18 protein-coding genes and 3 pseudogenes are annotated in these 19,974 nt (G+C 58.6%); 5 read left to right on the forward strand and 16 right to left on the reverse strand.

Features of this window, described 5'->3' with window-relative positions; all coding sequences use genetic code 11:
* The first annotated feature begins 4 nt into the window (after positions 1-4).
* On the forward strand, positions 5-652 hold the full coding sequence (gene aat / locus AC0L4F_RS21185) for a leucyl/phenylalanyl-tRNA--protein transferase (RefSeq protein ID WP_244691358.1): 648 nt from the start codon (positions 5-7) through the stop codon (positions 650-652).
* Here the strand turns inward: aat and AC0L4F_RS21190 are convergent.
* The 7 genes and pseudogenes from AC0L4F_RS21190 to AC0L4F_RS21220 all read right to left on the reverse strand — a co-directional run bounded on the left by AC0L4F_RS21190 (position 616) and on the right by AC0L4F_RS21220 (position 6,919).
* Positions 616-978, reverse strand: a complete 363-nt coding sequence (locus tag AC0L4F_RS21190; protein WP_244691359.1) for a DUF2155 domain-containing protein — start codon at positions 976-978, stop codon at positions 616-618. The two genes, aat and AC0L4F_RS21190, sit on opposite strands and share 37 nt — an antisense overlap.
* Positions 975-1,430: an outer membrane lipid asymmetry maintenance protein MlaD gene (gene mlaD / locus AC0L4F_RS21195; protein ID WP_244691360.1), complete on the reverse strand. Its 456-nt coding sequence runs from the start codon at positions 1,428-1,430 to the stop codon at positions 975-977. Before mlaD ends, AC0L4F_RS21190 begins: the two co-directional genes overlap by 4 nt.
* A gap of 9 nt (positions 1,431-1,439) precedes the next feature.
* Positions 1,440-1,822 (reverse strand): annotated as a pseudogene (locus AC0L4F_RS21200) (NADH:ubiquinone oxidoreductase subunit NDUFA12).
* Between the two features lie 138 nt (positions 1,823-1,960).
* Entirely contained in the window at positions 1,961-3,226 is a 1,266-nt protein-coding gene (gene clpX / locus AC0L4F_RS21205) for an ATP-dependent Clp protease ATP-binding subunit ClpX (RefSeq protein ID WP_244691361.1), read from the reverse strand.
* Between the two features lie 127 nt (positions 3,227-3,353).
* Complete coding sequence (locus AC0L4F_RS21210; RefSeq protein WP_244691362.1) at positions 3,354-3,983, reverse strand: ATP-dependent Clp protease proteolytic subunit; 630 nt, start codon at positions 3,981-3,983, stop codon at positions 3,354-3,356.
* A gap of 210 nt (positions 3,984-4,193) precedes the next feature.
* Positions 4,194-6,176 carry a sensor histidine kinase gene (locus AC0L4F_RS21215; RefSeq protein WP_244691363.1) on the reverse strand — a complete coding sequence of 661 codons (1,983 nt, stop codon included), beginning with the start codon at positions 6,174-6,176 and terminating at the stop codon, positions 4,194-4,196.
* Between the two features lie 155 nt (positions 6,177-6,331).
* The gene (locus AC0L4F_RS21220; protein WP_244691364.1) at positions 6,332-6,919 is read right to left on the reverse strand and encodes a riboflavin synthase; all 588 of its coding nucleotides are present in this window, start codon (positions 6,917-6,919) and stop codon (positions 6,332-6,334) included.
* 80 nt (positions 6,920-6,999) lie between these two features.
* On the opposite strand from AC0L4F_RS21220, the gene AC0L4F_RS21225 reads away from it, so the two are divergent.
* The 3 genes and pseudogenes from AC0L4F_RS21225 (at position 7,000) to AC0L4F_RS21235 (ending at position 11,747) form a co-directional block, all read left to right on the forward strand.
* Positions 7,000-8,310 carry a capsule biosynthesis protein gene (locus AC0L4F_RS21225; protein WP_244691365.1) on the forward strand — a complete coding sequence of 437 codons (1,311 nt, stop codon included), beginning with the start codon at positions 7,000-7,002 and terminating at the stop codon, positions 8,308-8,310.
* Positions 8,311-8,596: 286 nt separating this feature from the next.
* Positions 8,597-9,702, forward strand: a pseudogene (locus AC0L4F_RS21230) (polysaccharide biosynthesis/export family protein).
* A gap of 11 nt (positions 9,703-9,713) precedes the next feature.
* Entirely contained in the window at positions 9,714-11,747 is a 2,034-nt protein-coding gene (locus tag AC0L4F_RS21235) for a capsular polysaccharide biosynthesis protein (RefSeq protein ID WP_244691366.1), read from the forward strand.
* A 30-nt stretch (positions 11,748-11,777) separates the two neighbouring features.
* On the opposite strand, the gene ribD is transcribed toward AC0L4F_RS21235, so the two are convergent.
* The 5 genes from ribD to AC0L4F_RS21260 all read right to left on the reverse strand — a co-directional run bounded on the left by ribD (position 11,778) and on the right by AC0L4F_RS21260 (position 15,500).
* Complete coding sequence (gene ribD, locus AC0L4F_RS21240; protein WP_244691367.1) at positions 11,778-12,878, reverse strand: bifunctional diaminohydroxyphosphoribosylaminopyrimidine deaminase/5-amino-6-(5-phosphoribosylamino)uracil reductase RibD; 1,101 nt, start codon at positions 12,876-12,878, stop codon at positions 11,778-11,780.
* 30 nt (positions 12,879-12,908) lie between these two features.
* On the reverse strand, positions 12,909-13,376 hold the full coding sequence (nrdR, locus tag AC0L4F_RS21245; protein ID WP_244691368.1) for a transcriptional regulator NrdR: 468 nt from the start codon (positions 13,374-13,376) through the stop codon (positions 12,909-12,911).
* Between the two features lie 294 nt (positions 13,377-13,670).
* Positions 13,671-14,420 (reverse strand): DUF1353 domain-containing protein, encoded by a 750-nt coding sequence (locus AC0L4F_RS21250; RefSeq protein ID WP_244691383.1) that lies wholly within the window; start codon positions 14,418-14,420, stop codon positions 13,671-13,673.
* A 126-nt stretch (positions 14,421-14,546) separates the two neighbouring features.
* On the reverse strand, positions 14,547-14,963 hold the full coding sequence (locus AC0L4F_RS21255; protein ID WP_244691369.1) for a secondary thiamine-phosphate synthase enzyme YjbQ: 417 nt from the start codon (positions 14,961-14,963) through the stop codon (positions 14,547-14,549).
* A 6-nt stretch (positions 14,964-14,969) separates the two neighbouring features.
* Positions 14,970-15,500 (reverse strand): SRPBCC family protein, encoded by a 531-nt coding sequence (locus AC0L4F_RS21260; protein WP_244691370.1) that lies wholly within the window; start codon positions 15,498-15,500, stop codon positions 14,970-14,972.
* A 199-nt stretch (positions 15,501-15,699) separates the two neighbouring features.
* On the opposite strand from AC0L4F_RS21260, the gene yghX reads away from it, so the two are divergent.
* On the forward strand, positions 15,700-16,596 hold the full coding sequence (gene yghX / locus AC0L4F_RS21265; protein ID WP_244691384.1) for a YghX family hydrolase: 897 nt from the start codon (positions 15,700-15,702) through the stop codon (positions 16,594-16,596).
* A 2-nt stretch (positions 16,597-16,598) separates the two neighbouring features.
* Here yghX and AC0L4F_RS21270 read toward each other — a convergent pair whose 3' ends face one another.
* The 4 genes and pseudogenes from AC0L4F_RS21270 to rpoD form a co-directional block, all read right to left on the reverse strand.
* Positions 16,599-16,853, reverse strand: coding sequence for a hypothetical protein (locus AC0L4F_RS21270; RefSeq protein WP_244691371.1), 255 nt, complete (start codon positions 16,851-16,853; stop codon positions 16,599-16,601).
* Between the two features lie 314 nt (positions 16,854-17,167).
* On the reverse strand, positions 17,168-17,425 hold the full coding sequence (locus tag AC0L4F_RS21275; protein WP_244691372.1) for a hypothetical protein: 258 nt from the start codon (positions 17,423-17,425) through the stop codon (positions 17,168-17,170).
* 204 nt (positions 17,426-17,629) lie between these two features.
* Entirely contained in the window at positions 17,630-17,908 is a 279-nt protein-coding gene (locus AC0L4F_RS21280) for an HlyU family transcriptional regulator (protein ID WP_244691373.1), read from the reverse strand.
* A 9-nt stretch (positions 17,909-17,917) separates the two neighbouring features.
* A pseudogene (gene rpoD, locus AC0L4F_RS21285) lies at positions 17,918-19,911 on the reverse strand (RNA polymerase sigma factor RpoD).
* Positions 19,912-19,974 lie beyond the last annotated feature (63 nt).

The following is a 19,974-nucleotide window of genomic DNA, read 5'->3' on the forward strand; positions in this document are numbered from 1 at the left end:
TGAGATGACCGATGCCGGTGCAGCGCTGGATCCCGATCTCGTCCTGCGGGCCTATTCTTCGGGCCTTTTTCCCATGGCGGAACATCGCGACGACCCAGAAGTATTCTGGGTCGATCCGCGCCGCCGGGGTATTTTTCCGCTAGAGCGGTTCCATATCTCTCGGTCGTTGGCCCGCTCCATGCGCCGCCTTCCACATGATATGCGGATCAATACCGCATTTCCCGAGGTCATGCAGGCCTGTGCCGACCGCGCAGAAACCTGGATCAACCCGTTGATCTTTGATGTCTTTCAGAAATTTCACGCCCGTGGACAGGCCCACAGCCTGGAAATCTGGCAGGACGGCACCCTGGTTGGTGGTGTCTACGGGCTGACACTTGGTGCGGCGTTCTGCGGTGAATCCATGTTCTCGCGCCGCACAGACGCGTCGAAAATGGCATTGGCCTATCTTGTTGATCGGTTACGTCAAGGCGGGTTCACCCTGTTTGACACCCAGTTTCTAACCGAACATCTGGCGTCCCTAGGCGCGATAGAGATCCCGCGCGCGCGCTATCAAAAGCATTTACAAGAGGCATTGCAGCGCGACGCAGATTTCCTTGCACCGCCGCTGGCGCGGGCTCAGGACGTTCTGCACCGCAGCACCCACACGTCGTAGCGTGAATGGTCCAGGGCGTTCAACGCCGGGGATGACGCGATCATCCAGCCGGAAAACATCGGCTGAGACGCGCCTTTTTCCCAGATATTAAGAAAGGCAAAGGCATCCCCCGCTGGATTGCCTTCGGGGTAGCGGCATTCCGCCAGATCAATCCGCAGATTGCCAAAATTGGCAAGCCCGCCATTGGACAATTCGAAATCGGTCACGTCGCCCGACACTTTATCCAACCCACGCAGCACCGCGCCATTGCCTCGGCTGACCGCCTCTTGCGCCATCGCCGAAGCGGCAGCACAGGTCAGAAAGGCCCAGAGAATGGCGCGTATCATTCTTCGCTGTCCCCGCCGCCACCGACAAATTTCAGCAAAAGCGAGATCAAGCTGACGGCGCCCTGGGTATCTTCGATTTCCTGGCCGGGATCAAAATAGAACGGTGATCCCCCCGGCACGATTTCGACGAAATTGCCGCCCAACAGCCCCTCAGAGCTGATGGAAACCGCGCTGTCATCCGGGATCAGGATGCCATCCTTGACCGTAAAGACCGTGTCTGCGCGGTAGGTGTCGACGTTCAACGCCACATCGGTCACGGTTCCGATTTTGACCCCGGCGAGCCGAACATCCGTGCCGATCTGCACCCCTTCGAGCGAACGAAACGACGCTGTCAGCGGATAGCCCGCACTGGAATGCGACAATCCGGTTGCTTGCCCGGCGTAGACGACAAAACCGATAGCGGCGGCCAATACAGCGCCGCCGACCAAAACTTCTGTTGTATTTTCAGACATCTCGCGGCCTTATTCCGGCGTCCAAGCCTCATAATCCTGGCGCGCTGCGGGCTCTGGCGGCGCAAAGAGCCGGCAGGCGCATAGGCAAGCGGCGTGCCGGTCAGGTTTTCCTGATGCGGCTTTTCCCAGGTTTTATGCGTCAGGGGGCGTTCGGTTGGCGGTTCTTTCATCGTGTGATGCAGCCAGCCATGCCAATCGGCATTCACGCGGCTGGCTTCAACCTCGCCATTGAACATGACCCAGCGGCGTTTGCCGTCGCGGGTTTCGTAATACACGTTGCCCTGATCGTCATCGCCGACTTTGACACCTTTGCGGTTGGTATAAAGCGCGGTGTTCAGGGTCGATCCGTCCCACCAAGTCACAGCCCGTAAAAGCGTGTTCAGAATACCCATGGATGCCTCCGATATTTTCATCTTCGGTATGGACCAAGTGCACAAAAAGGTCCAGCGACAAGCGCCCTATCAAATGCGGCAGCGTCAAAAGAAAAAGGCCGGTCATCCCGGCCCTTTTCACAGATTATTTCTTGGGCCTTATCCCGCGGTTGCCGGGGTTTTTTCGGCATCCGCATAGATCATCAACGGGGCCGCGTCGGACATTACCGCCTCTTCGTTCACCACAACCTCGTCGACGTTTTCCATTCCGGGCAGGTCGAACATGGTGTCCAGCAGGATGTCTTCCAGAATCGACCGCAGACCACGTGCGCCGGTTTTGCGTTCAATCGCGCGTTTGGCGATCGAGGACAGCGCCTCATCCGTGAAGGAAAGCGACGTGTCTTCCAGTTCGAACAGACGCTGATACTGCTTGACCAATGCGTTTTTCGGCTGGGTCAGAATGGTGACCAACGCGTCCTTATCCAGATCTTCGAGCGTGGCCAAAACTGGCAGACGGCCGACAAATTCCGGGATCAGGCCGAATTTCAGCAGGTCCTCTGGTTCCAAATCCTTGAAAACCTCGCCAACGCCACGGTCATCATTGTCGCGCACATCGGCGCCAAATCCCATAGCGCTGCCTTTGCCGCGCTGCGCAATGATCTTGTCCAGACCGGCAAATGCGCCGCCGCAAATGAACAGGATGTTGGTGGTATCCACTTGCAGGAATTCCTGTTGTGGATGTTTACGCCCGCCCTGCGGCGGTACACTGGCAACTGTGCCTTCCATCAACTTCAACAGCGCTTGCTGCACACCTTCGCCCGAAACGTCACGGGTGATCGATGGGTTTTCCGATTTGCGGGTAATCTTGTCGACCTCGTCAATATAGACGATGCCGCGCTGCGCACGTTCGACGTTGTATTCGCTGGATTGCAGCAATTTGAGGATGATGTTTTCCACATCCTCGCCCACGTAACCCGCTTCGGTCAGCGTGGTGGCGTCCGCCATGGTAAACGGCACATCCAGAATACGCGCCAAGGTCTGCGCCAGCAGAGTCTTGCCGCAACCAGTCGGGCCAATCAGCAGAATATTGGATTTCTGCAATTCGATGTCGCCCGATTTCGCCGCGTGGTTCAACCGCTTGTAATGGTTGTGCACCGCAACCGAGAGAACCCGTTTCGCCACGGCCTGACCAATCACATAATCGTCCAGAACCTGGCAGATTTCTTTGGGCGTCGGCACCCCTTCCGAAGATTTGAGACCGGCGCTTTTGGTCTCTTCTCGGATGATGTCCATGCACAGCTCGACACATTCATCACAGATGAAAACGGTCGGTCCGGCAATCAGCTTACGAACCTCATGCTGGCTCTTGCCGCAGAAGCTACAATAAAGGGTGTTCTTGCTGTCACTGCCGGTCGTCGTTGCCATATCTCACCTTTCGCAGCTATTGTCTGCTTTTTTTGGCGATGTACCTAACATCACCACGGGCCTTCCACCCAACTTAGGGCAGGCAGCAGGGGGTCACAATTGCAAAATCGCCCCTGCTGCAACTCGCTTAGCTTTCGTCGCCTTCTCGGGCACGATTTTCGACGATTTCGTCGATCAAACCCCATTCTTTGGCGTCTTCGGGCGACATAAAGTTATCGCGCTCCAATGCAGCCTCGACTTTTTTCAGGGTTTGCCCGGTGTGGCGCACGTAGATCTCATTCAAGCGGCGCTTCAATTTCAGCGTTTCTTCTGCATGGATCATGATATCCGTCGCCTGCCCCTGATAGCCACCGGACGGTTGGTGCACCATGATACGGCTGTTCGGCAGCGAGAACCGCATGCCCGCCTCACCCGCCGTCAACAGCAGCGACCCCATTGAGGCCGCCTGGCCAATGACCAGCGTGCTGACCTTGGGTTTGATGTATTGCATCGTGTCATAAATCGACAATCCCGATGTCACCACGCCGCCGGGGCTGTTGATATACATCGAAATGTCTTTCGACGGATTTTCCGCCTCGAGATGCAACAATTGCGCCACGATCAGCGACGACATGCCGTCGTGCACCGGGCCGCTGACAAAAATGATCCGCTCCTTCAGCAGGCGCGAAAAAATATCATAGGCGCGTTCGCCCCGGCTCGTCTGTTCGACGACCATGGGCACCAATGTGTTCATATAGGTATCAATCGGGTCTCGCATTTTGGCCTGCCTCTTGCGCTGGGGGCGTTCATACCCCGCCGGAATTACCAGAGTCTTAGTCATGGGTTTGGGGGGCTGCAAGGGCCGACCGAAAAACAGCCTTCTCACCCGGCCGACCACCCCGCTCGATAAAACGGAAACAGATCACCCCAAGAGCGCGCCTTACGTCCGATTGACGCAAGGCCCCCGCCACAGGGCAATCCAGGGTCGTTAGGCCACCCGTTTTATTGTTTCTTTTCTCGCAAAAGCTGCACCGACCTTGCCGGTGGCAAAGTTCATCGTGCCACAATCGCCAACGTAAACCACCGGAAGATTCGAATAGCGGCTCTGAATGCGGTTTTTGAGCTCTTCGCCGCTGAGATCGCCGAACATGCCCTCGTCTATCAGGACAACCGATGGGAGCTTGAAACTGTCAAGGAGGTCAAGCGCTTCGCCCCCGGATGCGGTGTGGCGCACCTTGCGACGTTGATGGTTGAGATGGCCAAAGAATTTGGACGAAGATTGCGTTTCATTTGCCACCAGCAAGATATCATAATGGCTGTCTTCCTCCGCTGTGACCGGGCCGTTTTCAACGGCCTGTTCCCGCAGTTTTCTGGCCGACGAAATTGGCATGGCCACCGCAATCGACGTGCCTTTGCCAAGCTCGCTGTTGATCAGCAACCCGCCGCCCAGTTGCTGGCAAATGCCATTGACCGATGCCAGGCCAAGACCGCTGCCTTTCCCAACCCCTTTGGTGGAAAAATAGGGTTGAACAGCCCGCGCCACTGTTTCGTCATCCATACCGCTGCCGCTGTCGGTAACCTCGATCACAACGTAGTTTCCAGGGGTGAGACCCGCATTGAAATTAAACGTCGCCGCATAGCCATTGGTAATGTGACGTTCCTTGATCTCTACATTGATCTCGCCCCCGCCCGGCATTGCGTCGCGGGAATTCACCAAGAGATTGAGCAAGGCCCGCTCCAGCGTGGCATCGTCGATTTGGACGCCCGCGATTTTATCTTCCTCGGAATGAAGAGACACCGAAATATTTTTGGGTGCGACCCGACCGAACAATTTGATGACCTGCTGAGCCACCGACAAAACATCGCTTTCCGCTGAGTTGAGACGTGATTTGCGCCCGGTTTCAAGCAGTTGCTTGGTCAATCCCGCAGCCCGATCCGCGGCTGAAATCGCTTCTCCGACATATTGAGGCGCCTTTTCCGGATCCAATTCGATCAGTTCCAGATTGCCGCGCAGGGCGGTCAATGCATTGTTGAAATCATGGGCGACACCCGCAACGATCTGGCCCAGAACCCGCAAATTCTCGTCACGTTCGCTATTGATTTCAACACTTTGGATCGCCTTGCTGGAGGCGGATTCCAACGCCGCGCTGCGATGTTCCTCAACCTCGAGCCGGTCAATCAAATAACCAACAACAAAGGCCGATCCGATCAGCACCGAAATCATCGCGCTGCCCAAAAACACCAGTCGAAAATCAGCGGTCATAAGCTCGCGCACCGTCAGCGCGCGGGTCAAACCGCAAAACCCAAGCACCGCCAGAATGGATAGCAGAACCGACACACGCAGAATCCGGCTCTTGGGGCTGCTGCCAAGCAGGCCCCGAAAATGCGCACTGTCACGGGACGAGGCGATGAAGGCCAAGGTCAATGTGAAAATGCCGCCCGCTGTATGCAGGGCCATTTCACTAAAGCCAAATACGTCGCGCACCGAGTTGGACACAAAGATCTGGGCCATGATCGCCGTGCCGGAAATCAACGCACAGAGAAACCCGGCCGCCACAGCCATGGCCCGGCCCGCGGTGAATTTCATGGCAAGCCCGGCCATCGAACACGCCAGACACACCAGACAAAACGCGGTGGCCGGGGCCATTGCATCGCTGGTGCCCAGCCCCTGCAACGACGGAGGTGTCCGGTAAGAGGCCAGAACAATCAGGAGCAGCCCAGCCGCCATGACCAGTGGAATCACCTTTGGCCATCGGTTCACCGCCGCCAGCGTGCCAACCGCCGCCAGGGCAAGTGCCATGGCCGTTTCCGGCACCATTGCGGGCATCTCTGGGCGAATCCGGACAACGGTTTCCGTCCCGACACCCCAACCAACCACCAGCACAGCAAGCGCCGTGACCAGCACCGCAAGAGCAAACAGGCTCTCTATCTTACTGAGATCTCTGAAAAAACGTTTTGCAGGAAACAACATTCCTTAACCCCGCCACCACAATCAAACACATCGAATGCAGCCAGATTATCGCAGCGTGGTTTCGGAGAGATGAAATCGTTCAGAGTTTAATCACTTCCGGATCGGGGATTGCGGGCTGCAAATCAACCGATCCGGCCGTGCCTGGCCCATAATCGTCAGGACCAATCCTGAAGCCGCGCCACATATCGCGCCAGCGTATCAATTTCCAGATTGATCCGGTCGCCCAGTTTGACCCTGCCCCAAGTGGTGGCCTGTTTGGTGTGGGGAATGAAATTGATGCCGAAATCACGGCCCTTAACCTCATTCACGGTCAGCGATGTGCCATTCAACGCCACAGATCCTTTGGGCGCGATGAATTTCGCCAATTTCTCTGGCGCCCGAAAGGTCACCCGCGTGCTGTCGCCCTCGTCCTGCATGGACACGATTTCGGCCACGCCATCCACGTGGCCCGAAACGATATGGCCGCCCAATTCATCCCCAACCTTCAGCGCCCGTTCCAGATTTACGGCATGGCCATCGGACCAGGTATCAAGATTGGTTTTGGACAGCGTTTCCGCACTGATGTCCACGTCGAACCAGCCCTCGCCAAGCGCCACAGCGGTCAGACAAACCCCGTCACAGGCAATTGACGCGCCGATGTCGATTGTCGCGGTGTCATAGCCGGTTGCGATCCGTGCCCTTAGGTCACCATGGTGTTCCAACGCCTGAATTCGACCAATATCGGTAATAATTCCGGTAAACATCTAACTATTCCCTCGCCGGTTTCTTCCCTTTCAGCCATAATTTGGTCCATATCCAAGGGTAAAAGGGGTATGTGAACCATATGAGGGAATTCTGTCTGATGGGCAACGTCGCCGGAAAGAAAAGGGTTTTCCTGTTCCTCCAGGGTCCGCATGGCCCCTTCTTCAACCGGTTGGGCAAGATGTTGCGCATGACCGGGGCAGAGGTCTGGCGGATCGGTTTCAATGCCGGTGACCGGGCGTTTTGGTTCCACCCCCAAAGCTATATCCCCTTTACCGGCGAAGTGGCCGAATGGCCGGAAACATTTGCCGATTTGGTGGCCGAAAAACAGGTCACCGATATCGTTCTTTATGGCGACACACGCGCCATCCACGCCATTGCGGTGGAAAAGGCCAATGAACTTGGCCTGAACGTTCATGTCTTCGAAGAAGGGTACATGCGCCCCTATTGGGTGACCTATGAACGCGGCGGCACCAACGGTCATTCGCGGCTGATGGATATGCCGGTCGAAACCATGCAAGAGACCCTGCAATTGTCGGATATGGAGGCCCCTCTGCCCCCCGGCCATTGGGGCGACACCCGCCAGCACGTGTTTTACGGCGCGCTCTATCATTGGTTCGTGATGTTCCGAAACGGCGATTACCGTAATTTCGCCGCCCATCGTGACCTGCCGGTGACGGCGGAATTCGCATTATACCTCAAACGGTTGCTGTTGATGCCATTGCATTCCGCCGAACGGGCGATTGCCACGCTTGGCATTCGCAACGGCGGATATCCCTATCATCTGTGCCTGCTGCAGTTGGAACATGATGCCTCATTCCTGAAACATTCACCCTTTACCCGGATGACAGAATTTCTGGAACTTGTAGTCGAGGGGTTTGCCCGCGGCGCCCCGGGGCATCATCATCTGGTGTTCAAGGCGCATCCGCTGGAAAACGGTCGCACCAATATCCGGGGTGAATTGAAGCGCCTGACGCGGAAATACGGCGTCGAGGGACGGGTGCATCATGTGCGCGGCGGCAAGCTTGCCCCGCTGTTGAATGATGCACGCAGCGCGGTCACGGTAAATTCCACCGCCGGGCAACAGGTGCTGTGGCGGGGCATCCCGTTGCGGGTGTTTGGCAAGGCGGTTTACGCCAAACCGGAATTTGTCTCGTCCCAACCGCTGAAAGAGTTTTTTGAGGCGCCTCAGCGGCCCGACAACCGCGCCTACAAGGATTATCGCCGCTATCTGTTGGAAACCAGCCAGATCCCGGGCGGGTTTTATTCGGCCAAGGGACGGCGGCAGTTGATGCGCCTGGTGGTGGATATGATGCTGTCGCCAGAAGATCCCTATGACGACTTCAAATCCGGCACCGCCGCCCCACGCCAGCAATTGCGACTGGTGACGTGATGGTTGACGTCACGGCCCAATCGGCCCGGTGACGTCGCTGAACCAACTGAATGTCGTCCGACAACCGGCGAAATTCCTTGGCAAATCCCGAAATACACTGTGCCCAAATGACAACGTAGAGGCCTTGACTTGCGCAACCGCAAGCAGGTGCTGGATTTTTGTGACGTATTCCGGTAAATTAGCAAAAAAAGCTGAGGCAGCATAACGACAAGGTCGAGGAGACCGAGCAGTGAAGAACCGTCACAACCGATGGGCCCGTTCCGTGGCCCTGCTTCTTGCCGTATCAATGGTGGCCTCTTGTGGCCTGCCCCGATCCGGCCCAAACAAACGCGAAATCTTTTCCGGCTCTGTGCAGCAACAGGGTGATGCCTTTGTTGTGTCGGTAAACGACAGGGTCACGCGCGCAACGGGCGTTGTCCCGGCGCTCGGGTTTTCTGAGTCCTTCAAGAATGCGCAGGTGATCGGGTCCGATATGATTCGTCCCGGCGATACGCTGGGTCTGACGATCTGGGAAAACGTCGATGACGGCCTTCTGGCAAGCGAAACATCGTCTTCGACCGTTCTGGAAGAGGTGCAGGTTGACGGCGCAGGCTTTGTCTTTGTGCCCTATGCGGCCGGATCAAGGCCGCCGGCAACACAACCGAGGCGCTGCGCCGCATCATCACCCGCAAGCTGGAAGAACAGACCCCCGATCCCCAGGTTGAAATTCGCCGCGAGGCCGGTGACGGATCGACAGTGTCGATCGTCGGTGCCGTGGGTGGCCAGGGCATTTATGCAATCGAACGGCCCACCCGCACCCTGTCCTCCATGCTCGCCCGGGCTGGCGGTGTGACCATCGAACCCGAAATTGCCCAGATCACGGTCACCCGTGGCCGCCAATCCGGCGAGATCTGGTTCCAGGATCTGTATGAATATCCCGAAATGGACATTGCCCTGCGTGGCGGGGACAAGATCCTGATCGAAGAAGACAGCCGGGCATTTGTGGCTCTTGGCGCAACCGGTGCGCAATCGCGCGTGCCGTTTGAAAGCCAGACCCTGTCCGCGGTTGAGGCCATTGCCCAGGTTGGCGGGCTTCTGGCGACATCCGCCGACCCCACCGGCGTCTTCATCATTCGCAACGAGGTTCAGGAAATTGCCGCCAGCGTTTTGGGCCGCGACGATCTGACCGGCGATCAACGCATGGTCTACGTTCTGGATCTGACCGAGCCTAACGGGCTTTTCCTGGCGCGGGATTTCGTGATCCGTGACGATGACCTGCTTTATGTCACCGAAGCGCCGTTTGCCCAATGGTCGAAAACCATTGCGGCTGTGACCGGATCGCTGGGCGCGGTCACCACTGTGACATCGGCGGCCTCATCCGTTTCGGCGCTGAGCTCTGGTTCCGGCGGCTAAGACCGGTGGCGATGCCGTCCAATGACAAGATCAACGCCGGGGTGGCAACATCCCGGCGTCTTTACGTCTATAACGGCGGGTTTCTGAAACAGCCGCGGTTGCGGCGGATTTTGCATCTTGCGGGCTATGACATTCGGCTTGGCCTGCCCGGTGCCAATGATCTGGTGGGGATCTGGGGGCAAAGCCCGACGGCCCATCGCGGCCAGACCATCGCCGCCAAACGGGGCGTTGGCCTTGTGCGGATCGAAGATGCCTTTCTGCGGTCGCTGCACCCCGGCCGCGCCGGGGGCGAACCGCCCCTAGGCTTGATGATTGACCATAATGCGGTGCATTTCGACCCGTCATGCCCCTCTGACCTTGAACGCCTCTTGGCGACAGAGCCGCTGGATGATGCAGGTCTTTTGACCCGTGCAGCGGATGCCATTGCCCGCATCCAATCCGCACATCTCACCAAATATTCCGGGTTTCCGCTTGCCGAACGCCCCCCCGCCCCCGGTTATGTGCTGGTGATTGACCAGACCCGTGGCGATTCTGCGGTTACCGCATCCGGCGCGGGACGGGCAGAATTTCTGGAAATGCTGGTGTTCGCGCAAGAGGAACATCCCGGCGCGCGGGTGATCATCAAGACACATCCCGAAACCGCACGCGGCCTGCGCCCCGGATATTTCGGCCCCGAAGATTGCAACGACCGCATTTCACTACTGTCCGATCCAATCAGCCCCTGGCAGTTGATGGAAGGCGCGGTCGGGGTTTACACCCTGTCGTCGCAACTTGGGTTCGAAGCGATTTTTGCCGGCCATAAGCCACGGGTCTTTGGCCAGCCCTTCTATGCCGGTTGGGGGCTGACCACAGATGAACGCCCGGTGCCGCGCCGCCAGCGCAGCCTGACGCGAAACCAGTTGTTTGCCGCCGCGATGATCCTTTATCCCAAATGGTACGACCCGTACCGGGATCAGCTGTGCGAGATCGAAGGCACCTTGGACGCCTTTGAGGCGATGACCCGCGCCTGGCGCGAGGATCAAGGCGGTTGGGTGGCCTCTGGCATGCGGTTGTGGAAACGCCGACCGCTGCAAAAGGTGTTTGGCCGCGAAAAGCCGATGGTGTTCGAAGACGACACCGCAAAAGCACGCCAGATCGCCACATCCAGGGACCGCCGCCGCATGGTCTGGGCCGGGAAATCCGGCGCGCTGGACCAGGTGGTGCGGGTCGAGGATGGTTTTCTACGGTCGCGCGGCCTCGGCGCTGAGCTGGTGCCACCGCTGTCATTGGTGGCGGATGATCTGGGCATCTATTACGATCCCTCTCGCGAAAGCCGATTGGAACGCTTGCTGAACCAATCCGGCGCCCTGCGCGCGGATGAGTTGCACCGCGCCGCAAAATTGCGCCGCGAGATCCTGAAAGCCGGATTGAGCAAGTATAACCTGCGCGGCGCGATCCCCGATTTGCCGGCAGGTCACCGTATTCTGGTCCCCGGTCAGGTGGAGGATGATGCCTCGATCCTGACCGGGTGCAGCGACGTCAAAACCAATCGCGCATTGTTGCAAGCCGCACGTGACGCCAACCCGGACGCGGTCATCCTGTGGAAACCGCACCCGGACGTCGAAGCCGGGTTGCGGCAGGGTGTCGTTGAAAACCCATTGGAGCTGGCGGATATGGTGCTGGAACGTGCCGATCCGGTGGCGCTGCTCGATCAGGTGCAGGAGGTCTGGACAATGACCTCTTTGCTGGGCTTCGAGGCGCTGTTGCGCGGGGTAAAGGTCACGACATTGGGCGCGCCGTTTTACGCGGGCTGGGGGCTGACCGATGACCTTGGCGATGTGCCGCCAAGACGCAAGGCGCGGCTGACATTGGATGGGCTGACCCATGCGGTGCTGATTGCCTATCCTCGGTATTTTGATCCGGTGACCAACCTGCCCTGCCCGCCCGAAGTTGTGGCCCAACGTCTGGCCGAGGGCACGCTTCCCGGGCCCGGTGTCGGCAATCGGCTGCTGGCCAAACTGCAAGGTGTCTTTGCCAGCCATTCCCATCTTTGGCGGCGGCAATAGCCGGTCCACGAATGGTTTTTTCGCGGCGTGCTATCCGCGGGATCGACACCAGCGCGTCATCACATCGGCCCCAACGGCGCGGGTCTCAACCAGGTTCAATCGCGGTGCCTCGGCCAGATGTTCCAGCCCCAAGGCGCCAACGCCCGGCTGGCCTTCGGCCCCCAACATCATGCCGGCATGAAAGCATATCAGCTTATCCACCAGCCCCGCCGCCAAAAGCGATGCCGCCAGATGCCCGCCGCCTTCGCAGAACACCCGCGTCAAACCGGCACTGCCAAGCGCCTGAAGCACCGAAGTCACATCAACCTGTCGGCCGATCAACGGACAGGGGACAAGCCGCGCGCCCAGCCCGGCCCAGGCATCACGCAACGACGGATCCGCATCCGGCCCATGACAGAGCCAGACCGGCACATCACCGGCGCTGCGCGCCAATTCCCCGGTCAATGGCAGATCGAGACGGCGCGACACCACAATGCGCACAGGTTGGCGCGTGATGCCCAGCCCGCGCACGGTCAACGAAGGATCATCAGCCCGCGCCGTGCCAGCCCCGACCATGACCGCATCGTGACGGGCCCGCAGCCCATGCACCTCGCGGCGCGCCTCGGGTCCGGTGATCCACTGGCTTTCACCGGTGGCGGTGGCAATGCGACCATCAAGCGATGCGGCCAGTTTCAGTGTCATAAAAGGGCGGCCCTGATCCTGACGCAGGAAGAAACCGGCGTGATCCTGTGCGGCCTGATCCGACCCGATGCCGGTGGTCACCGCGATCCCGGCGGCACGCAGCATGGCAAAGCCGCGCCCGGATACACGCGCATCCCGATCCTCGAACGGCGCAACCACACGGGCAATACCTGCCGCGATCAACGCCTCGGCGCAGGGCGGTGTCTGGCCATGATGGGAACAGGGTTCCAAGGTGACATAGGCCGTCGCGCCGCGTGCATCCGCGCCCGCCCCGGCCAGGGCCACGGGTTCCGCATGCGGGCGGCCGCCCGGCTGGGTCCATCCCCGCCCGATCACCCGGCCGGATTTGACGATCACACAGCCCACAGCCGGATTTGGCCAGCAAAGCCCCATGCCCCGCCGCCCAAGTCGCAATGCATGTGCCATGTGGCGATCGTCAACGTCGCTCATGTCACGGCCTTTTGTGCCTGCATCAGCCGATCAGCTTTCCTTTGGGCCGTCCGGGCGCAGCTCGCTGACGAATTTGTCGAAATCATCGGCAGCCTGAAAATTCTTGTAGACGCTGGCAAAGCGCACATAGGCGACGGTGTCGATCCGCGCCAAGCTCTCCATCACGATCTCGCCAATCTGTTTCGAGTTGATGTCGGTTTCACCCATGCTTTCCAGACGCCGCACGATGCCGGAAATCATCTGGTCCATGCGTTCGGGTTCGACAGGACGTTTTTGCAGCGCGATGCGGATCGATCGTTCCAGCTTGTCGCGGTCAAAATCCTCGCGGCGGCCATTCGATTTGATCACCACCAGATCGCGCAGCTGCACCCGTTCATAGGTGGTAAACCGCCCCGCACAGGCCGGACAAAACCGCCGCCGCCGGATCGACACATGGTCCTCGGCCGGACGTGAATCCTTGACCTGGGTATCAATATTTCCGCAAAACGGACAGCGCATTGGCCGTTCCCCTTATCTCTGTTCCGCCTCTTTGTGGGTCTATTTGCCCACTTATCCACAAAGTATAGAAGCAACGCCCGCATTTGGGTAGAGACAAAATCGAAGAACATAGGGCAGCGCGTGAAGGTCAAGGGGGAAAGCAGCGGAAAATTTCCCCAAAGATGATTTTTGCAGCAGGTGCATATGGGGGCCAGCCCCCGTCGCCTCTGGCAACTCCCCCGGGATATTTGTGAACAGAAGAAGCGCCCGGCGTATTGGACCAAGCGCCGGGCCAAGCGCGCGGGGAACCGGCGCTCAAGCCTTGTCGGGAAAGAGCGCAGACCAGTCAGGTTCGGATTGTGTGCCCGCCTGAAGCGCCTTTTCGCGGCTTTCCATCCAGGCATCAATCTGATCCGGGTCCGGGTCGACCTTCTCCATCCAGCGCAAGCACCATTCAAATTCCTGGCGCAGGACTTCGTCACTGAGGCTGGTGAGATCGCGGGTCGGGTTGTTCCAACGCGGACCGCCCAAATAGACCGCAGCATACATGATCCGCGCGGTGCGCGGTGCCGTGCCATTGACCAACAAGGCCTCGTAGAACATGCGATGCACGTCTTCCCAGGGGCGGGTGTGGTAGGTCGCCAGGCCCTCGTTGCCGACACCACAAAAGGCATCATGCAAGGCCGCTGCCAGCAGGTATTCCCGGCTTTGCCGGTCGCCCATCACCGTGGCCAGAACCGCAGGAATCGAAGCCCCATCGGTCAGTGTTTTGGCCGGCGCGGTCCAGTGATCGCCCTGCGCATCAATGAATGTCAGATCAGCCTTGGTCGGGAACAGTGCCTGAGACCGGTCATCGACAAAGACCGGCGCGCCGGCGACTTCCAACGGGCCGCCAATGAACCGGCAGAAATCGCTGTTGCCGGTCAGGCTGACGCAGCTGATGGTCTGGGTGTCGGTTTGTTGCGTTACATAAAACGTCAGGGCCGCGCCCAGCACCGCGCCACAGCCCAGAAGGCTGGCCCATAGAATTTTGCGGCTGCGGCGTGATCTGGATTGATCCGGCATGGGGTTCAACACGGGTCCTGATGTCTGATGTCGCTGGTATTGGTAGCGGATTTTGCCGGGACGGCAAGTATGGGAAACCTGCCCCCGGCGTCCAGTTTGGCGGATTCGCCCCGGAAGTTGCAGGGGCTAGCCGAGATGCGCGGCGACCTGGCGATGGTGAGGCGCGGCACGATGTTCAAACACATAGATCCCTTGCCAGGTGCCCAGCCGCAACCGGCCATTGGTCACCGGGATCGACAGCGAGACCGGCAAGAGAGCGGCCTTGATATGCGCGGGCATATCATCCGGCCCTTCCTGAAGATGGGTCACGAACGCCATATTCGGGTCATTGGCGGGCGGTACCAGACGGTCGAAATAGGCCAGCAGATCGACACAGACCGACGGATCGGCGTTTTCCTGAATCAGCAGGCTGGCGGATGTATGCCGGATCAACAGCGACAGCACGCCGGTGCGCGGCTCCACCGCTTCGACCCAAGCCTCGACCTCACGGGTGAATTCATAGAGCCCGGGGCCCGCCGTCGGAATTGTAAATGTGGTTTGCATCGCGCCTTAGCTTTCGATCAAAGCCTTCAGGTTGGCCAGACCGCGTTCATAATCACCGCCCACCCAGCCGTCCATCATCACCCCCATCCAGCGTGCCAGCAGGTTCATTCCGGTGTCGGTCGCAAAGCCCCAGGTGACTGAGGTGCGACCATCCGCTTCGACCAGGGAAAACTGTGCCTCTGCCCGACCCATGTCGCCAAAATCCAATGCAGTCACCACAAGTGTGTCCGGCTCTGATGTGATGATCTCCTGGCTGCCGCTGCCGACCTGCGGCACATCCGACTGCCATTCCAGACGGTTGCCGACGCCGCTGTCCGGGCCGCTGTATGTCAGGGCCACATCGGGATCACGCGCCAGCCAGGGGGACCAGTTTTCCGTCGCCTTCATGCTGTTCACATGCGGAAAGACCGCCGCGGCCGGGGCATTGATTTCGACACTGCGAAGCACTTCGACATGGCGCGGCAGCAGAAAAGCACCGGCCACAAAGACCACGGCCAACAAAATGACTAGCCGCAACAGATGCTTCAGAATACCCAATGGACCCTCCAATGCTTGCCTCAGGATAACATCAATCCAAGATCCGGTCACCGGGAATGTGCGCCTGGCCAGCCGACAGGCGCATCGCACGAAAACGTGCAATTTTCGGGACTTCTCAGAACCGTATCTCTGGCTATCCTGCCCGCATGGCCAACCCGGCACTGGCTCGCCCCATCACGGAGATATTCCAATGAATGAAATGACGCCCACCCCCCGCATGACCGCCAAGGATTTCGACCAGGAGCTTCTGGACCTTTATGACTTTTACGCACACGGCAAGATCAGCAAGCGCGAGTTCCTTGAAAAAGCGGGGAAATTCGCCGTCGGCGGCGTGACCGCAGTGGCACTGCTGAATATGCTCAGCCCGAATTATGCAATCGCAGAGCAGGTGAAATTCACCGATCCGGACATCACCCCGGAATATATCACCTATCCTTCGCCCAATGGGCACGGCGATGTGCGCGGCTATCTTGTTACGCCGACAAATGTCGAAGGCCCGATGCCTGCGGTGATTGTCGTGCACGAAAATCGCGGTCTGAACCCCTATATCGAAGATGTGGCGCGGCGGGTGGCCAAAGCCGGGTTCATCGCGCTGGCGCCGGACGGGCTCAGCTCGGTTGGTGGATACCCCGGCAATGATGCCGAAGGCCGGGACCTGCAGCGCACGGTTGACGGCGTGAAATTGATGAATGATTTCTTCGCCGCCTATGAATTCATGGCGGCCAGTGACACAACTACCGGCAAGGTCGGTTGTGTCGGGTTCTGTTATGGTGGCGGTGTGTGCAACGCTTTGGCCGTGGCTTATCCTGAACTAGGTGCCTCTGTGCCGTTTTACGGACGTCAGGCCAGTGCCGAAGATGTGCCCAAAATCCAGGCGCCGCTGCTGTTGCAATATGGCGAGCTGGACACCCGGATCAACGAAGGCTGGCCCGCCTATGAAGCGGCGTTAAAGGAGCATGGCAAGACCTACACCGCGCATATCTATCCCGGCGTGAACCATGGCTTTCACAATGATTTAACGCCCCGCTACGATGAGGACGCCGCAGAACTGGCCTGGCAGCGTACCATCGCGCATTTCAACACCTATCTGCGATAGGCTCAGTTCTCAAAGCAGGCGATTTGGCCTGCGGTGCGTTGATCCAATGGCATGGCGCATACTTCTGTTTGGCTTTCGGTTTCCGGCCCCAGAAATGCAGAGGGCTGGAGCCACGCCTGCCGCACCACGCCATCAAAGCGCACTTCCTGCAATGTCAGCTGCGCATCGGTGCCGACATGGGCGGTGGCCATGGTCGGGGCCATCAAGGGCGATGCAAGTGCAAGGGCGGCGGCGGTAGCGAATTGTAATGTTTTCATGTCGTTGTCTCCTGTCCCCCTCAGATGGGGACAAAAGACGGCAAAGCCAATCCGCCACGCCTATACATCTGCGCACATGCTTGGTGCGCGACCGCAGTGTCACATCATTGTGTGCGGGACTGTGTGTGGGACCATTTAGTCTGGCACTACTTTGTCCGGCAAAATTCATGCCAAACCGGTCCGGCAAAGCATCAAACTATGACTGTCGGCAATAACAAACGCGATTGTGGGCTGGGTTGTCAATGCACCTGCCCCCGAAACGCGAAGCGCCGCCCCCATGGGCGGCGCTTTTGATAGAAATGCAGCAATCAGGCTTATTCAGCAGGCTCAACTGCCATTTTTTGCGGCGGTGCCGAAATGGTGAAACCGGATTTCTCCAGCGCACGAATGGCCGCACGGCCTGCCTTGGTGCTCGCCTTGCGGGCGGATTTCCAGGCGGCATTCAGCTCTTCTTTGCTGGCTCCGGGATTGGCGGCCTTGAACTCTACGCGCCAAAAATTACGGGCGATAGTGCGGGCTACCCGGCGCCGCGTTTTTTGCTCGGCTGTGAGCGGGGTATTTTTTTTCTCCACGGTGATTTTCCTCAAACCAAAAGGAGGGGTGCCCGGGAACCGGACACGGGCACCAGGATAGGTGCGCCAAATTCCGGATATCGCCAATCTCTGATTCCACAAAGAGAATTCAGCGAGATAGATAAACCTTTAATAACTTTACCAAATTTGCGCTGGTTTGCGCGCCGGGAACTGAGGCAGGTTGCCCTGCCCCCCCCCAAAGGATCACGGGAAAATTGCGTCGCCCTGTTGGTCGATCATCTGCTTGGCCTTGTTGACCGATGCGTCGATCGCATCCTTTTCGCTGTTGATCACATCGGCCCGGATCATCAGATGGCTTTTGGTTTCGCCATCTTCGGTTTTTTCAATACGCGCCCCGATGCGAAAGCCCCCCGGACCGCTGACCGGTTCGGGAAAGATGTTAAATCCAGCATATTCCACCGGCGTCGGGCCAGAACTCTTTGCCCCGGTCCCGCCACCAAACAATTTCGAAAACAACGACATCACAGCCCCCTACTGATCAAGGAAGCTGCGCAGCTTGCGCGACCGGCTGGGGTGTTTCAGCTTGCGCAGCGCCTTGGCTTCGATCTGACGAATACGTTCACGGGTCACGCTGAACTGCTGGCCCACTTCTTCAAGCGTGTGATCGGTGTTCATGCCGATGCCGAACCGCATCCGCAACACACGTTCCTCACGCGGGGTAAGCGACGACAACACGCGCGTCGTGGTTTCCTTCAGGTTTTCCTGAATGGCGGAATCCAGTGGCAGCACCGCGTTCTTGTCTTCGATGAAATCGCCAAGCTGGCTGTCTTCTTCGTCGCCAATCGGGGTTTCCAGCGAAATCGGCTCTTTGGCGATTTTCATCACCTTGCGAACCTTTTCCAACGGCATTTGCAGCTTTTCGGCCAGCTCTTCCGGCGTCGGCTCGCGGCCGATTTCGTGCAGCATCTGGCGCCCGGTGCGGACCAGTTTGTTGATCGTCTCGATCATGTGCACCGGGATACGAATGGTGCGCGCCTGATCGGCAATCGACCGGGTGATCGCCTGACGAATCCACCAGGTCGCATAGGTCGAGAATTTATAGCCGCGACGGTATTCGAACTTGTCCACCGCCTTCATCAGGCCGATGTTGCCTTCCTGAATAAGATCAAGGAATTGCAGGCCACGGTTGGTGTATTTCTTGGCGATGGAGATCACGAGACGCAGGTTGGCCTCGACCATTTCCTTTTTCGCCTGACGGGCCTCTTTTTCGCCTTTCTGAACCTGACCGACGATGCGGCGGAATTCGGAAATATCCAGACCCACGTATTGACCAACCTGCGCCATTTCGGCGCGATATTCTTCGATCTTGTCCGAGAACCGCTCAATGAACATCTGCCAGCCGCGACCGGATTTTTCGCCCATCCGCTCCAGCCAGGTGGGGTCAAGCTCGCGCCCGCGATAGGCCTCGACAAATTCACGCCGGTTGATCCGCGCCTGATCGGCCAGTTTCACGATAGAGCTGTCAATCGCCATGATCCGGCGGTTGATGCCATACAGCTGGTCAATCAGCGCCTCGATCCGGTTGTTATGCAGATGCAGCCCGTTCACCAGTTCGACAATCTCGGAGCGCAGCTGTTGATAGACCGCTTCGTCCTGCTTGCTGAACGAATTGTCTTCGTTCAGGGTCGCGGAAATCCGGCTGTCCTGCATCTCCGACAGGTGAATATAGTCGTCCGCAATCCGGTCCAGCGTTTCCAGAACCTGCGGCTTCAGCGCGGTTTCCATCGCCGCCAGCGACATATTGGCCTGTTCGTCTTCTTCGTCGTCGTCATCGTCTTTGGAAATCGGATTTCCGTCGGCGTCCAGCTCTGGCCCGGTGTCGGGCTTTGGCGCAGACGACACATTGGCCGCCGTGGCCGGAACTACCGGTTCGCCGACAACGCCCTCTTCATCCTCCATCTGACCAGAGAATGTGGTCTCAAGATCAATGACGTCGCGCAGCAGAATGTCTTCGCTCAGAAGTTCGTCGCGCCAGATGGTGATCGCCTGAAAGGTCAGCGGGCTTTCACAGAGCCCAGCGATCATCGTGTTGCGGCGGCCTCGATCCGTTTGGCAATCGCGATCTCGCCTTCGCGCGACAGCAATTCGACCGATCCCATTTCACGCAGATACATCCGCACCGGATCGTCGGTGCGATCCAGTTTTTCCGACGCCCCGGAGGAAAGCGTAACCTCGCCCGGTTTCTTGGTTTCGACCAGATCGGTCGCACCTTTGTTTTCGTCTTCTTCGGATTCTTCGTCGTCTTCCGTGACCTGGATGCCCATTTCGGACAGCATCGACATCACATCCTCGATCTGGTCAGAGCTGACCTGATCAGGCGGCAGAACGTTGTTCAGTTGGTCATAGGTAATATATCCGCGCTCGCGCGCTTCGGCGATCATCTTCTTGACGGCCGTCTGGCTCATGTCAAGCGATGCGTCTTCCGGGGCGTCCGTCTTCTGATCGTCGGTATCTTTGGCGGCCATGCGGGGCTCCTGTTTGCGGCGCAGATGATTCGCGGTTTGATCATTACCGAATTTGAGTGATTC

This window comes from Marinovum sp. J2-8 (assembly GCF_055808435.1).

Coding starts and splice junctions, on each gene's coding strand:
- AC0L4F_RS21215 (WP_244691363.1), bottom strand. CDS start 6,176: ATGTTGTTTCCTGCAAAACGTTTTTTCAGAGATCTCAGTAAGATAGAG.
- nrdR (WP_244691368.1), bottom strand. CDS start 13,376: ATGCGCTGTCCGTTTTGCGGAAATATTGATACCCAGGTCAAGGATTCA.
- AC0L4F_RS21255 (WP_244691369.1), bottom strand. CDS start 14,963: ATGCAAACCACATTTACAATTCCGACGGCGGGCCCCGGGCTCTATGAA.
- AC0L4F_RS21210 (WP_244691362.1), bottom strand. CDS start 3,983: ATGCGAGACCCGATTGATACCTATATGAACACATTGGTGCCCATGGTC.
- AC0L4F_RS21220 (WP_244691364.1), bottom strand. CDS start 6,919: ATGTTTACCGGAATTATTACCGATATTGGTCGAATTCAGGCGTTGGAA.
- mlaD (WP_244691360.1), bottom strand. CDS start 1,430: ATGTCTGAAAATACAACAGAAGTTTTGGTCGGCGGCGCTGTATTGGCC.
- AC0L4F_RS21250 (WP_244691383.1), bottom strand. CDS start 14,420: ATGCCGGATCAATCCAGATCACGCCGCAGCCGCAAAATTCTATGGGCC.
- AC0L4F_RS21225 (WP_244691365.1), top strand. CDS start 7,000: ATGAGGGAATTCTGTCTGATGGGCAACGTCGCCGGAAAGAAAAGGGTT.
- AC0L4F_RS21190 (WP_244691359.1), bottom strand. CDS start 978: ATGATACGCGCCATTCTCTGGGCCTTTCTGACCTGTGCTGCCGCTTCG.
- ribD (WP_244691367.1), bottom strand. CDS start 12,878: ATGAGCGACGTTGACGATCGCCACATGGCACATGCATTGCGACTTGGG.
- clpX (WP_244691361.1), bottom strand. CDS start 3,226: ATGGCAACGACGACCGGCAGTGACAGCAAGAACACCCTTTATTGTAGC.
- AC0L4F_RS21280 (WP_244691373.1), bottom strand. CDS start 17,908: ATGTCGTTGTTTTCGAAATTGTTTGGTGGCGGGACCGGGGCAAAGAGT.
- yghX (WP_244691384.1), top strand. CDS start 15,700: ATGACGCCCACCCCCCGCATGACCGCCAAGGATTTCGACCAGGAGCTT.
- aat (WP_244691358.1), top strand. CDS start 5: ATGACCGATGCCGGTGCAGCGCTGGATCCCGATCTCGTCCTGCGGGCC.
- AC0L4F_RS21270 (WP_244691371.1), bottom strand. CDS start 16,853: ATGAAAACATTACAATTCGCTACCGCCGCCGCCCTTGCACTTGCATCG.
- AC0L4F_RS21235 (WP_244691366.1), top strand. CDS start 9,714: ATGCCGTCCAATGACAAGATCAACGCCGGGGTGGCAACATCCCGGCGT.